We start from the raw sequence: 12514 nt of genomic DNA, 5'->3' as shown, positions 1-12514 counted from the left end.
ACAGCGCTCAGCCGGCGGCCGGGCGATATCGCGCCAGCAGCGACCGCACGGTGTCCATGGCCTCCACCGCGCGGTCCTTGTCCGCGGCCTGGATCGCCATCACCGGGATGTACTCGTCGTCGGGCAAATCGACTCGCGCCCAGCGGTGGCCGGCGGGAAACGACACACCGACCACGTCGGACCACGGAATCAGCCTGTAGCCGAACAGGTTTCGCACCGAAATGCCCGGCGGTCCCACCCGCAGCCGGGGCCGCGCAAACAAGAGTATGCCGCCCGCGATGATGAGGCCCAGTACGGCGATCGCCACCTGGTCGGAGGTCTGGAAGATCACCCCGCTGGACTTCATCTTGAGTAGCAAGCCGACCGCGATATGCACGGCCGCGATCAGAAACGCTGCGATGTAAGCGAATAACGGTGTCCGGTGGGGCCGCAGCTCGACATCCCAAGCGTCGCTGTTCGGCGGAGTCACGACCCAGCGCGCAGGTCACGCAGGGTGAGCGCGGCGGCCAGGGCCGCTCCGGTTGCCTGGGCCCCCTTGTCCTCGGCCGATTCCGGCAGGCCGGCCCGGTCCCGCGCCTGTTCCTCGTTGTTGGTGGTGAGCACGCCGTTCCCGACGGGCGTGGAAGCGTCCAGCGAGACCCGCGTCAGGCCCTGGGTCACCGCATCGCAGACATAGTCGAAATGCGGTGTCTGGCCCCGGATCACGACACCGAGAGCGACGACGGCGTCATGGCTACGGGCGAGTTCCTGCGCAATGACGGGAATCTCGATGGCGCCGAGCACGCGGACCACCGTCGGGTTGCCGACACCCGAATCGGCCGCCACTTTCAGCGCGCCGGCCAACAGCGCGTCGCAGATTTCCCGGTGCCAGGTGCTCGCGACGATCCCAAGGCGCACGCCTGCCGCGTCGAGCGCCGGAATCTCCGGCACGCCGGCGCCACCGCTCACAAAGCACCGCCGAATTCGCCTGGCAGATGGACGGATTCGTGGAAGTCGTCCAGGCCGGCCAGGTCGTGGCCCATCTTGTCGCGCTTGGTCAGCAGGTAGCGGATGTTCTCCGCGTTGGCCCGCACCGGAAGCGGCACCCGCTCAATGATGTGCAGGCCATAGCCGTCCAGGCCCACCCGCTTGGCCGGGTTGTTGGTCAGCAACCGCATCGAGCGGACTCCCAGGTCGACGAGAATCTGCGCGCCGATGCCGTAGTCCCTTGCGTCGGCCGGTAATCCAAGCTTCAGGTTGGCGTCGACGGTGTCCTCGCCGGCGTCCTGCAACTGGTAGGCCTGCAGCTTGTGCATCAGGCCGATCCCGCGACCCTCGTGGCCGCGCATGTAGAGCACGACGCCGCGGCCCTCGCGCGCGACCATCGCCATGGCCGCGTCGAGCTGAGGCCCGCAGTCGCAGCGGCGTGACCCGAAAACGTCACCGGTCAGGCATTCGGAGTGCACGCGCACCAACACGTCGTCGCCCTCGCCGCTCGGCCCGGCGATATCGCCACGGACCAGTGCGACGTGTTCGACGTCCTCGTAGATGCTGGCGTATCCGATCGCGCGAAACTCGCCATGGCGGGTCGGGATTCGCGCTTCGGCGATCCGCTCGATGTGCTTCTCGTGCTTGCGCCGCCACTCGATCAGGTCGGCGATGGTGATCAACGCGAGGTCGTGCTCGTCGGCGAAGACCCGCAATTCGTCGGTCTGGGCCATCGCGCCTTCGTCCTTCTGGCTGACAATCTCGCAGATGGCGCCCGCGGGTTGCAGGCCCGCCATGCGGGCCAGATCGACCGCGGCCTCGGTGTGGCCGGGACGGCGCAGCACACCGCCGTCCTTGGCGCGCAACGGAACTACGTGACCGGGGCGGGTGAAATCTTCGGCCAGGCTGGTGGGATCGGCCAGTAGCCGCATCGTGGTGGCCCGGTCGGACGCCGAGATTCCGGTGCCCACACCCTTTCTTGCGTCGACGGTGACGGTGTAGGCGGTGCCGTGCTTGTCCTGGTTCACCGCATACATCGGCAGCAGGCCGAGCCGATCGCAGATCGCCCCGTCCAGCGGCACACATAGATAGCCCGAGGTGTAGCGAACCATGAAGGCCACCATCTCCGGCGTCGCCTTTTCGGCGGCGAAGATCAGGTCGCCCTCGTTCTCGCGCTCCTCGTCGTCGATGACGATGACGGCCTTACCGGCCGCGATGTCGGCAACCGCCCTCTCGACGGAGTCCAACCTCGTCATCTTGGCTACCTTGCTGTCATCAGGGCCCAGATGAGGAGCCCGGCGTTGCATTCAGTATGAACCACCGCCGCCCCACAGTTATTGCCACGGCTTTTCAGCGGGATGGGTTCACTCGTCCGGCGACTCCGGGCAACTCGTGACAGTGACGCTTCCGTCAAAATCAGGGGTCCCGCCGGGCTCGCCGCCATTGGCGCTGACCAGGCAAGACGTGGTAGCCAGATGGTCACGACGGGGCGCGCAACGTAAGTCCCCCGTAAGTCGTAGTTAAGTGCCAGATGTGAGATCGAGCCGAGATACCGGAATCGGTTTCGGGCCCCTTCCGGTCGGGAATCGCAATGTCATGACTATCAACACGCAAACCAAATCGTGGCGTCGCCTGTGTACTGGCGCCCTCGCAGCCGGTGGCGTGGCGTTGTCCACTCTCGGAGTGACCTCGGGCGTTGCTCAGGCGGTGCCTCCGTCCGCTCCTATGAATCACCATCACTGGTGCCCTGGCGACCAGTGGAACCCGGGCTGGGGCCCGTATCAGAACTGGAATAACTGCCGTGACTGGGACGACAACGTCGGCCCGGTCGGTTACGGTGCTCCCCCGCCGTGGGCGCGGCCGATGCCGCCGCCCCCGCCGTGGGCGCCCTGGGCCCGGGTCGTGTGGAATCCCGACATAGACGACTGGGGATTCTGGAACGGGCCCGCCTTCGTCCGGCTCTAAACCAGCGATAAGCAACCGATAAAGCCTTGACCGCAGCCGCCACACAGGCGCTGCGGTCAAGAGCGCGCCTGGTGCTAGGGAGAAGCGCGAGTCATCAACCGCTCGACGTATTTGGCGATGACGTCCGCTTCGAGGTTCACCCGCGTGCCGACCGGGGCGCGACCCAGGGTGGTCAGCTCGCGGGTCGTCGGGATCAGCGAGACCTCGAACCAGTCCCGCGGCTCGGCTCCGAGCCCGGACACCGTCAGCGAAATGCCGTCGACGGTGATCGACCCCTTCTCGACGACATAGCGAGCCACCGCCTCGGGGACCTCGATCCGGACCACCTCCCAGTTCTCCGAGGGTGATCGGGAGACCACCTGACCGGTGCCGTCGACGTGGCCCTGCACGATGTGACCGCCGAGCCGGCTGTTCACCGCCGCGGCGCGCTCCAGGTTCACCCGGCTGCCGACCTCCAACGCCCCCAGATTGGACCGGTTCAGGGTCTCGGCCATCACGTCGGCGGTGAATTGCCCATCGCCCAGCAACTCGGCGACCGTCAGGCACACGCCGTTGACGGCGATGGAATCCCCGTGGCCGGCATCGGCCGTGACGAGGGGTCCGCGAATGGTCAGGCGCGCCGCATCGGCGAGGACGTCTCGGCTGGTCACCTCTCCGAGTTCCTCGACAATTCCGGTGAACATTGCACCAGGCTAATTGGCCACGGGCCCTGGCGTTCTCGAACCCGGTCCGCGGCACCCTCTACGATGCAGAGTATGCAGACCCGCCACCGTGTATTGGCCGTCCTCGCTTCGCTAAGCCTCATCACCGCCCTGATCGCCGGTTGTTCGTCGGGCTCGAAACCCAGCGGCGCACCGCTGCCCGATGCCTCGACACTGGTCAAGCAATCGTCCGACACCACCAAGAACGTCAAGAGCGTGCACCTGGTGCTGTCGGTCCAGGGCAAGGTCCAGGGCCTGCCCATCAAGGTGCTCAACGGCGACCTCACCACCACCCCCGCCACCGCCGCGTCGGGCAATGTCCAGCTGACGTTGGCGGGCTCCGACATCGACGCGAACTTCGTCGTCTACGACTCGGTGCTGTACGCCACGCTCACCCCGAACAAGTGGAGCGATTTCGGCAAGGCCTCCGACATCTACGACGTCTCCGCGATCCTGAGTCCCGACAACGGCCTGGCCAACGTGCTGGCGAACTTCCGCGACGCCAAGGCCGAGGGGCGCGAAACGATCAACGGCCAAAACACCATTCGCATCAGCGGCAACGTCCCGGCCGACGCAGTGAACAAGATTGCGCCGCCGTTCAATGCGACGCAGGCGCTCCCGAGCACCGTCTGGATCCAGGAAAGCGGCGACCACCAGCTGGTCCAGGTCAACCTGCAGAAGAGCCAGGGCAATTCCGTCCAGATGACCCTGTCCAACTGGAACCAGCCGGTCACCGTCACGAAGCCCCCGGTCACCTGATGGGCATGCGGGCGGGACGCGGCGTCGCGATCAGTGCGGGCAGCCTGGCGGTACTGCTGGGCGCCCTGGACACCTACGTCGTCGTCACGATCATGCGCGACATCATGCGGGACGTTCACATCCCGCTCAACCAACTGCAACGCATCACCTGGATCGTCACGCTGTACCTGCTGGGCTACATCGCCGCGATGCCGTTGTTGGGCCGGGCCTCCGACCGGTTCGGTCGCAAGCTGCTGCTGCAGACCGCCCTGGCGCTGTTCATTGTCGGTTCGGTGGTGACAGCGCTGGCCGGGCATTTCGGCGATTTCCACATGCTGGTCGCCGGCCGCACCGTCCAGGGCATCGCCAGCGGCGCCTTGTTGCCGGTCACCCTCGCGCTGGGCGCCGACCTGTGGGCCCAACGCAACCGCGCCGGCGTGCTCGGCGGCATCGGCGCCGCGCAGGAACTCGGCAGCGTGCTGGGTCCCCTGTACGGCATTTTCATCGTCTGGTTGTCCCACGACTGGCGCTACGTGTTCTGGATCAACGTCCCGCTGACCTTGATCGCCATGGCGATGATTCAGTTCAGCCTGCCGTCGCACGACCGCGCCGACAAGCCGGAGAAGATCGACCTGGTGGGTGGTCTGCTGCTGGCCATCGCGCTGGGCCTGGCGGTCATCGGGCTGTACAACCCGCAGCCCGACGGCAAGCAGCTGCTGCCGAGCTACGGGTTGCCGCTGGTGATCGGGGCGATCGCGGTCGCGGTGGTGTTCGTGATCTGGGAGCGCTTCTCGCGCACCCGCCTGATCGAACCGGCGGGTGTGCATTTCCGGCCCTTCCTGGCCGCTTTGGGCGCGTCGGTGACGGCGGGTGCGGCGCTGATGGTGACCCTGGTCGACGTCGAGTTGTTCGGCCAGGGCGTGCTGCAGATGGACCAGAACCAAGCGGCCGGCCTGCTGCTGTGGTTCCTCATCGCGCTGCCGATCGGGGCGGTGCTGGGCGGCTGGATCGCCACCCGGATCGGCGATCGTGCGATGACCTTCATCGGCCTGCTGATCGCGGCCTACGGGTATTGGCTGATCCATTATTGGCGCGAGGATCTGTTGGAGCAGCGCCACAACATCTTTGGCCTGCTCACGTTGCCCGCGATGCACGCCGACCTGCTGGTGGCCGGCCTCGGACTCGGCCTGGTGATCGGGCCCCTGTCGTCGGCCGCCCTGCGTGTCGTTCCGCCCGCCCAACACGGCATCGCCTCAGCCGCGGTGGTGGTGGCCCGGATGACCGGCATGCTGATCGGGATGGCCGCGCTGAGCGCCTTCGGCTTCTACTCGTTCAACCGGAAGCTGGCCCACCTGACGGCCGAGATCCCGCCCAACGCCACCCTGATGGAACGGGTGGCCGCCCAGGCAACCCTTTTCCTGAAGGCGTTCGCCCAGATGTTCGGCGACATCTTCCTGATCACCGTTGGCATCTGTATCGCGGGGGCGCTGCTGGGCCTGCTGGTCGGCGGCCGCAAGGAGCACGCCGATGAAACGGAAGTCCCCGAGCAAGAGACCGTCGCGCTGGGCGAGCGCTAGCCGCTGTGCGGCACCAGGCTGATCACTAGGTCCGGGCCGGCCCGGTCGACGCCGTCGAACTGCCAGCGCAACGCCTTGGAAATGCTGGACACCCCCACGTCGTCGACGGCCGTGATGGGGCCACCCACCAGAATCGGCGCGACGTAGGCCAGGATGCGGTTGATCGCGCCGGCCCGCAGGAACGCACCGGCGAGCGTCGGTCCGCCCTCCAGTAGGACGTCGGTGCGGTCGGAGAGCGCCTTGAGCACCTCGGCCGGATCGTGGGTGCGAATCACCATGGTGCGCGAATCGTCGTTGAGAACCTTTGCCTCGGAAGGTATTTCGCGCATCCCGACCACCACGCGCAGCGGTTGCTTGTCCGCCAGCGAGCCGTCGGGCAGCCGAGCCGTCAGTGCCGGATCGTCGGCCAGCACGGTGCCGGTGCCCACGACGATCGCGTCGGCCATGGCGCGGCGCCGATGCAGATCCAACCGCGAGGCCTCACTGGAGATCCACTTACTCGATCCGTCCGAGGCGGCGCTGCGCCCGTCGATGCTGCTGGCGTACTTCCACGTCACGTGCGGCAGCCCGGTCCGTTGCCGGTGCAGCCACTCACGCAGCGGCCCGCCCGCCACCTGGTCGGCCAGCACCCCGGAGCGCACCTCGACGCCTCCCGCCGAGAGCCGGTCCGCCCCGCCGCCCGCGATCGCGTTCGGATCCGCGACGGCGTAGACCACCGTCGCCACCTTGGCGTCGATCAGGGCGTTCACGCACGGCGGCGTCTTGCCGTAGTGGTTGCAGGGCTCGAGGGTGACCACCGCGACGCCGCCGGCCGCCAAGCCGCCGGCCCGGCGTAGAGCCACCACCTCGGCGTGGTCGCCGCCGGCCGGCGCGGTGCCGCCGACGCCGACGACCCGGCCCTCGGGATCCAGGATGACGGCCCCGACCGGCGGATTCGGGTACGTGGCGCCCTTGACCTGATAGGACTGCTCGATGGCGAGGCGCATGGCCGACTCGATGCTGTCGACCCGCTCGAGGCTCATAAGCTCAGGTGCGGTGAGGCGGCACCGGCCTGACGCCGCAACGCCCGGACCGCGGCCTCCGGATCCTGGGCGCCGTATACCGCCGAACCGGCGACAAAGCAGTCGACGCCGGCCTCGGCGGCCTGCTCGATGGTCTCGTCGTTGATGCCGCCGTCGATCTCGACCAGGATCGTCAGCTCGCCCGCGTCGACCATCTTGCGCACCGTGCGCACCTTGCTGAGCACCTCCGGGATGAAGCTCTGGCCGCCGAAGCCGGGCTCCACCGACATCACGAGGAAGGTGTCGAAGTGGGGCAGGATCTCGAGGTAGGGATCCAGCGGAGTCTTCGGCTTGATGCTGAGCCCGGCTTTGGCGCCGGCGGCCCGGATATCGCGGGCCACCCCGACGGGATTGTCGGTGGCCTCGGCGTGGAAGGTGACGTTGTACGCGCCCGCTTCCGCGTACGGGGGTGCCCACCGGTCCGGATTGTCGATCATCAAATGGCAATCCATCGGGATGTCGGTGTGGGTCAGCAGGCTCTCGACCACCGGCAGCCCGATCGTCAGGTTGGGCACGAAGTGGCCGTCCATCACGTCGACGTGCAGCCAGTCGGCGCCCTCCACCGCGGCCGCTTCGTCGGCGAGCCGGGCGAAGTCGGCGGCCAGGATGGACGGTGCGATCAGGGGGCCCGTCACAGGTCCCGTGCTGCGTGACATGAGCGCAAGACTACTGAGCGACGATCCGAAGCTCACGCAAGGCGGCGCAGCGCGGCGGCGAACATCGCGTCGGTGCCGTGCCGGTGCGGCCAAAGCTGCGCATACGGGCCCTCGCCCAGCTGCGCGGGTTCGAACAGCGGCCCGGTATCCAGCGCGCACACCGGCTGACGGCGCAGCGCGTCGGCGACCACGCCGACCGTTTCGGCCAGGTGCGGTGAACAGGTCGCATACAGCACCACGCCGCCGGGCCGGGTCAGTGCGATCGCGGCGGCCAGCAGCTCGCGTTGCAGCTTGGTCAGCGCCGGCACGTCGGCCGGCTGGCGCCGCCAGCGGGCCTCCGGCCGCCGGCGCAACGCGCCCAGCCCGGTACACGGCACATCGACCAGGACGCGGTCGAAACCGGGCTCGAGGCCGGTCTCCCGCCCGTCGACCCGCAGCACGTCAACGCCGAGACCGCGGGTGTTCTGCTCGACCAGCTCCGCGCGGCGCGGTGCCGGCTCGACCGCCGTGACCCGGGCCCCGGACGGGGCGCCCAGGCCCGCCAGCAGCGCGGTCTTGCCGCCCGGCCCGGCGCACAGGTCCAGCCACCGGCCTGCGTCGTCGTCGACCGGGGCCAGCGTCAGCGCGCGGGCCACCAACTGGCTGCCCTCGTCTTGAACCAGCGCGTCGCCGTCGCGCACCGGCGCCAGCTGGCCGGGGTCGCCGCCGGGCAGGTAGACCGCGTACGGCGAATAGCGACCGACGCTGCCGCCGACCGCATCGGCCAGTTCGGCGGCGGTGAGGACTCCCGGGCGGGCCGCCAAATGCACCTGGGGCCGTTCATCGTCGCTGACCAGCAGCGCGTCGAGTTCGGTCGCCGCCGCACCCAGCGCGTCGGCGAAGGCCTGGGCTATCCACCGCGGGTGTGCGCGCACGAACGCCGCGTGTCCGATCGGATCTCGTGCGGGATCCGGGGCCAACTCCTCGACCCAGGACTTCTCGTCCCGACCCGCGATGGTCCGCAGTACGGCGTTGACGAAACCCGCTCGCGCCGAGTCGAATTCGATGCCCGCCTGTTCGACCGTGGTGGATACCGCCGCGTGGGCGTCGACGCGGGTGCGCAGCAATTGGTAGGCGCCGAGCCGCAGCAGGTCCAGCAACACCGGGTTGATCGCGTCCGGCGACCTTCCGGCCGCCGCACCGATGATCGCGTCGAGCAGGCCCCGGGTGCGGCAGGTTCCGTAGGTCAGTTCGGTCGCGAAAGCCGCGTCGCGACCGCTGATTCCGCGTTCGCGCAGCCGCGCCGGCAGCGCGAGGTTCGCGTACGCGTCGCGCTCGCTGACGGCGCGCAGCACCTCGAACGCGGCGGCGCGGGCCGGGTCGAGCGGCCGCCGCCGCCTTCGCGGTTGCGGACTCACGACGCCCGCGCGGCGGGGTCGAGCCTGGCGCCGCGCGCCCAGTCGACAGCGTTCATGAGTTTCTTTCCGGGCGGCTGAATTTGGCCCAGCCGCACCGGGTCCGAGCCGGTACCGATCCATACGCTCTTGCGGTCGACGCGAATATCGCCGGGCGGCAAGGGTTCTGGAGCCTCGTCGAGGTACACCGGTCCGAGCTTGACCCGCAGGTCACCGATGACCGTCCAGGCGCCCGGGTTGGGTGTGACCGCGCGGATGCGGCGTTCGACGACCGGTGCCGGCAGGTCCCAGCGCACCCGGGCCCCCTCGACGGTGATCTTCGGCGCGACGCTGACCCCCTCGGCCGGCGGGGGCCGCGGCGTCAGCGTCTCGTCGGCGATGCCGTCCAGCGTGGCCGACAGCAGCGCCGCCCCCGAAAGGGCAAGTCGCTCAAGCAGATCGCCCGCGGTGTCGGTCGGCCGGATCGTCTCGGTGACGACGCCGTAGACCGGTCCGGAGTCCAGGCTCGGTTCGATCCGAAACGTCGTCGCCCCGGTGATGGTGTCCCCCGCGGCGATCGCGGCCTGCACCGGCGCCGCGCCGCGCCAGGCGGGCAGCAGCGAGAAGTGCAGGTTGATCCACCCTCGTGGGGGCACCGCGAGCAGGGCGTCGCGCAGCAGCGCGCCGTAGGCCACCACCGCACAGCACTCGGGCCCGAACTCCGTGAGCTCCGCGACGAATTCCGGCGAGTTCGGCCTCGCCGGCCGCAGCACCGGAATGCCTCGGTCGAGCGCCTCGCGGGCCACCGGCGACGGCAGCGGCGTCCCACGCCGGCCGGAGGCGGCGTCGGGCCGGGTCAGCACTGCGACCACCTCGTGGCGAGGTGAGTCGACGAGGGCACGCAGCGCGGGCAGCGCGGGCTCCGGGGTACCGGCGAAGACGAGACGCACGCGCACAAGTCTAGGAATGACGGGATCTGCGCAGGACATACCCAGGTTTCACACAGTTGCATCTGTATATTGTTTCTTTAAGTTACTATTTCCAGTGGCTCCTATCTGAGGAGGTCCGATGACCCTCGACACGACGACCGACGACGTGGCCGCCGCGCACCGCACCATGTGGGCGCTGGGCGACTACCCCCTGATGGCCGAAGAAGTGATGGCCCCGCTCGGCCCAATCCTGGTGGCCGCCACCGGCATTAGGCCCGGCCACCGGGTGCTCGACGTCGCCGCCGGGTCGGGCAATATCTCGCTGCCGGCCGCCCGGGCGGGGGCCAGCGTCGTGTCCACCGATCTGACGCCGGAGTTGCTCGCGCGGTCCCGGGCGCGGGCCGCGGCCGCGGGATTGACGCTGGACTACCGGGAGGCCAACGCGCACGCGCTGCCGTTCGGCGACGGCGAATTCGACACCGTGCTCTCGGCGATCGGCGTGATGTTCGCCCCAGACCACCGGCGCGCCGCCGGCGAGCTGGTCCGAGTCTGCCGGCCGGGCGGGACGATTGGCCTGATCAGCTGGACCGCGGAAGGATTCTTCGGCCGGATGCTGGCCACCATCAGGCCCTATCGCCCCAGCCTGTCGCCGGCCGTACCCCCGGCGGCGTTGTGGGGACGCGAAGGGTACATCGCCGGGCTGCTAGGAGATCGAATCCGGGGCGTCGAAACCAGGCGGGGCATGTTGCCGGTGCACCGGTTCGACACCGCCGCGGCCGTGCACGACTACTTCAAGAACCACTACGGCCCGACGATCGAGGCCTATGCGAACATCGGCCACAATCGCGTGCTGACCGCCGAGCTCGACGCCCAACTCATCGAACTGGCACAGCAATACCTCACCGACGGCACCATGGAATGGGAGTATCTGCTGCTGGTCGCGGAGGCGCGCTGAGCCCCCGCGCCTACACCACGTCGACGTCGAGGTGCACGTCGGGCTCGCCACCCGCGGCGGTGAACGCGGTCAGGGCCCGCACCAGCCCGTGCCGCTCCGGCGGCGGCATTTTCTCCACGATGGCCGCGATTTCGGAACGGCGGTACGCGGTGACCCGCCGAACGACCTCGCGCCCGCGCGGGGTCAGCGCGGCGAGCAATTCGCGCCGCGACGTCGGGTGCGGCAAGCGATCGATCAGCCCGGCGGAGACGAGCCTGTCGACCATCCGCCCGGTGGCCGACGGCTGGACCCCCAGCAGCCCGGCCAGCGTGGCCAGGTTGACCGGGCCCCGATTGGAAAGGATGACCAGCGTTCGGAACTGCGGAATGGTGATGGACTCGTCGACCTGTCCGATGGAGCGGGCCGATACGGCCACCAGTAGCCGGGACGCGGTCAGCAACGCATCGGTGATCACATCCAGCGACTCGTCAGCCGCCGTCGCGTCGGGTGCCATCGTGCCCCTCTCCCGGTAACAGCGTCCAATATCGTAAGCACGGATTATTTCCTACGCACACTATCTCCATCGGGCGCGTCGATCCGGTTCAGCATCGGGGATTCGCCACTATCCGATGTGCAGCGGGTCCATCTGCACCCTGAGCGGCTGGTGGCTTTGCCGCGCGCTGAGCACCCCGACGGCGCGCCGCAGGCCGGCCGCCAGCGCCAGGCCCTGCTCGCGGGGGACGCGGACCAGCATCCGGGTCACCGCCACGTCGGCGGGGCTGCCGGCCGGACGGCGCACCCCCGCCGGCAGGTCGACCGGTCCTAGTAGATCGGCCCCGTCGGGCAACCGGGCCTCGTCCAGCAATGCCGCCACGGCGCCCGCCGTCCCGTCGATGGCGGCCATGTGCACGCTCGGCGCCAGGCCGACTTCGGTTCGCGCGGTCAGCTCGGCGTCGGCGTGACCCACCGGGTCCCAGCGGATCAGCGATTGCACTGTGGGAATTGACGATTCGGCGACCACAGTGACCACACCCCCGTCGCCGCGCGGACGCACCAGCGCGGCGGCGCTCATCCAGCGCCACAGGGTGTCCTCCGCCGCGCGCAGGTCTTGCCGGCCCAGCAGCGCCCAGGTATCCAGCAGCAGCGCCGCCCCGTACCCGCGCGGCGCGCGGGGCTCGGCTCCCGGGGTGGCGACCACCAGGGCGGGCCGGTCGGCGACGTCGGTCACGACGGCATCGCCCGCCGAGGTGACGACCGCCGTGCCCGGGAACGCCCGGCCGAGTTCCTCGGCGGTGCGCCGGGCCCCCACGACCACCGCACGCACCGCGTCGGATCCGCACCGCGCGCACCGCAACGCCGGTTCCGCGCGGCCACACCAGCGGCAGACGGCACCCAGCCCGTGTTCCTGCAGCGACAGCGGCCCGGTGCAGTGCCGGCAACGGGCGATGGTGCGGCAGCGCCCGCAGGCCAGCGAGGGCACATACCCCCGCCGCGGCACCTGAACGAGCACTGGGGCGCCGGCCTCCAGCGACGCGCGGGCCGCGCGCAGCGCGATGGACGGTATGCGCGCGGTGCGGGCCGCCGGGTCGCGTTCGTCGGCGTAACCGGTGTCGT

General features: G+C 69.5%; 13 protein-coding genes and 1 pseudogene. 4 read left to right on the top strand and 10 right to left on the bottom strand.

The annotated features are described in order from the left end of the window. Positions 1 to 7 precede the first annotated feature (7 nt). From A5745_RS23080 to A5745_RS23070, 3 genes are read right to left on the bottom strand one after another with little or no spacing between them, the layout of a single operon-like run. The gene (locus tag A5745_RS23080; RefSeq protein ID WP_076062985.1) at positions 8 to 469 is read right to left on the bottom strand and encodes a PH domain-containing protein; all 462 of its coding nucleotides are present in this window, start codon (positions 467 to 469) and stop codon (positions 8 to 10) included. Continuing rightward, on the bottom strand, positions 466 to 948 hold the full coding sequence (ribH, locus tag A5745_RS23075) for a 6,7-dimethyl-8-ribityllumazine synthase (RefSeq protein WP_076062988.1): 483 nt from the start codon (positions 946 to 948) through the stop codon (positions 466 to 468). The genes A5745_RS23080 and ribH overlap by 4 nt, the downstream gene beginning before the upstream one ends. Then, on the bottom strand, positions 945 to 2222 hold the full coding sequence (locus A5745_RS23070) for a bifunctional 3,4-dihydroxy-2-butanone-4-phosphate synthase/GTP cyclohydrolase II (protein ID WP_076062989.1): 1278 nt from the start codon (positions 2220 to 2222) through the stop codon (positions 945 to 947). Before A5745_RS23070 ends, ribH begins: the two co-directional genes overlap by 4 nt. A 469-nt stretch (positions 2223 to 2691) precedes the next feature. On the opposite strand from A5745_RS23070, the gene A5745_RS23065 reads away from it, so the two are divergent. Further along, complete coding sequence (locus A5745_RS23065; protein ID WP_254848647.1) at positions 2692 to 2931, top strand: hypothetical protein; 240 nt, start codon at positions 2692 to 2694, stop codon at positions 2929 to 2931. Positions 2932 to 3005: 74 nt separating this feature from the next. On the opposite strand, the gene A5745_RS23060 is transcribed toward A5745_RS23065, so the two are convergent. Then, a complete protein-coding gene (locus A5745_RS23060) occupies positions 3006 to 3614 on the bottom strand; it encodes a riboflavin synthase (RefSeq protein ID WP_076119202.1) in 609 nt (202 codons plus the stop codon). Positions 3615 to 3686: 72 nt separating this feature from the next. On the opposite strand from A5745_RS23060, the gene A5745_RS23055 reads away from it, so the two are divergent. Together A5745_RS23055 and A5745_RS23050 are read left to right on the top strand one after the other, a co-directional pair. Beyond that, positions 3687 to 4391 carry an LppX_LprAFG lipoprotein gene (locus A5745_RS23055; RefSeq protein ID WP_076119200.1) on the top strand — a complete coding sequence of 235 codons (705 nt, stop codon included), beginning with the start codon at positions 3687 to 3689 and terminating at the stop codon, positions 4389 to 4391. 5 nt (positions 4392 to 4396) lie between these two features. Beyond that, entirely contained in the window at positions 4397 to 5947 is a 1551-nt protein-coding gene (locus tag A5745_RS23050; RefSeq protein WP_139329764.1) for an MFS transporter, read from the top strand. Here the strand turns inward: A5745_RS23050 and ribD are convergent. The 4 genes from ribD to fmt are packed head-to-tail and all read right to left on the bottom strand — an operon-like array spanning position 5944 to position 9987. Further along, positions 5944 to 6969 carry a bifunctional diaminohydroxyphosphoribosylaminopyrimidine deaminase/5-amino-6-(5-phosphoribosylamino)uracil reductase RibD gene (gene ribD, locus A5745_RS23045; protein ID WP_076119196.1) on the bottom strand — a complete coding sequence of 342 codons (1026 nt, stop codon included), beginning with the start codon at positions 6967 to 6969 and terminating at the stop codon, positions 5944 to 5946. The two genes, A5745_RS23050 and ribD, sit on opposite strands and share 4 nt — an antisense overlap. Next, positions 6966 to 7664 (bottom strand): ribulose-phosphate 3-epimerase, encoded by a 699-nt coding sequence (gene rpe / locus A5745_RS23040; protein ID WP_076062999.1) that lies wholly within the window; start codon positions 7662 to 7664, stop codon positions 6966 to 6968. Before rpe ends, ribD begins: the two co-directional genes overlap by 4 nt. A gap of 32 nt (positions 7665 to 7696) precedes the next feature. Further along, the gene (locus tag A5745_RS23035) at positions 7697 to 9061 is read right to left on the bottom strand and encodes an RsmB/NOP family class I SAM-dependent RNA methyltransferase (RefSeq protein ID WP_076119195.1); all 1365 of its coding nucleotides are present in this window, start codon (positions 9059 to 9061) and stop codon (positions 7697 to 7699) included. Continuing rightward, positions 9058 to 9987 (bottom strand): methionyl-tRNA formyltransferase, encoded by a 930-nt coding sequence (fmt, locus tag A5745_RS23030; RefSeq protein WP_076119218.1) that lies wholly within the window; start codon positions 9985 to 9987, stop codon positions 9058 to 9060. The genes A5745_RS23035 and fmt overlap by 4 nt, the downstream gene beginning before the upstream one ends. Before the next feature lie 118 nt (positions 9988 to 10105). On the opposite strand from fmt, the gene A5745_RS23025 reads away from it, so the two are divergent. Next, positions 10106 to 10921 (top strand): class I SAM-dependent methyltransferase, encoded by an 816-nt coding sequence (locus A5745_RS23025; protein WP_076119193.1) that lies wholly within the window; start codon positions 10106 to 10108, stop codon positions 10919 to 10921. Between the two features lie 10 nt (positions 10922 to 10931). Here A5745_RS23025 and A5745_RS23020 read toward each other — a convergent pair whose 3' ends face one another. Beyond that, positions 10932 to 11414, bottom strand: a complete 483-nt coding sequence (locus A5745_RS23020) for a MarR family winged helix-turn-helix transcriptional regulator (protein ID WP_076063005.1) — start codon at positions 11412 to 11414, stop codon at positions 10932 to 10934. 108 nt (positions 11415 to 11522) lie between these two features. Then, a pseudogene (locus A5745_RS23015) lies at positions 11523 to 12514 on the bottom strand (primosome assembly protein PriA); the annotation flags it as partial.

It is taken from the genome of Mycobacterium sp. IS-2888 (assembly GCF_001954215.1).
In the GTDB taxonomy this organism is placed as follows: Bacteria; Actinomycetota; Actinomycetes; order Mycobacteriales; family Mycobacteriaceae; genus Mycobacterium.
Note: the sequence above shows the minus strand (reverse complement) of the source record. Positions and strands in the feature narration are given on the sequence as shown.

Bases quoted from the DNA above. Each gene is read 5' to 3' on its own strand.
- A5745_RS23065 (WP_254848647.1), top strand. From the start codon at position 2,692: ATGAATCACCATCACTGGTGCCCTGGCGACCAGTGGAACCCGGGCTGG.
- A5745_RS23050 (WP_139329764.1), top strand. From the start codon at position 4,397: ATGCGGGCGGGACGCGGCGTCGCGATCAGTGCGGGCAGCCTGGCGGTA.
- A5745_RS23055 (WP_076119200.1), top strand. From the start codon at position 3,687: ATGCAGACCCGCCACCGTGTATTGGCCGTCCTCGCTTCGCTAAGCCTC.
- A5745_RS23025 (WP_076119193.1), top strand. From the start codon at position 10,106: ATGACCCTCGACACGACGACCGACGACGTGGCCGCCGCGCACCGCACC.
- A5745_RS23060 (WP_076119202.1), bottom strand. From the start codon at position 3,614: ATGTTCACCGGAATTGTCGAGGAACTCGGAGAGGTGACCAGCCGAGAC.
- rpe (WP_076062999.1), bottom strand. From the start codon at position 7,664: ATGTCACGCAGCACGGGACCTGTGACGGGCCCCCTGATCGCACCGTCC.
- ribD (WP_076119196.1), bottom strand. From the start codon at position 6,969: ATGAGCCTCGAGCGGGTCGACAGCATCGAGTCGGCCATGCGCCTCGCC.
- A5745_RS23020 (WP_076063005.1), bottom strand. From the start codon at position 11,414: ATGGCACCCGACGCGACGGCGGCTGACGAGTCGCTGGATGTGATCACC.
- A5745_RS23070 (WP_076062989.1), bottom strand. From the start codon at position 2,222: ATGACGAGGTTGGACTCCGTCGAGAGGGCGGTTGCCGACATCGCGGCC.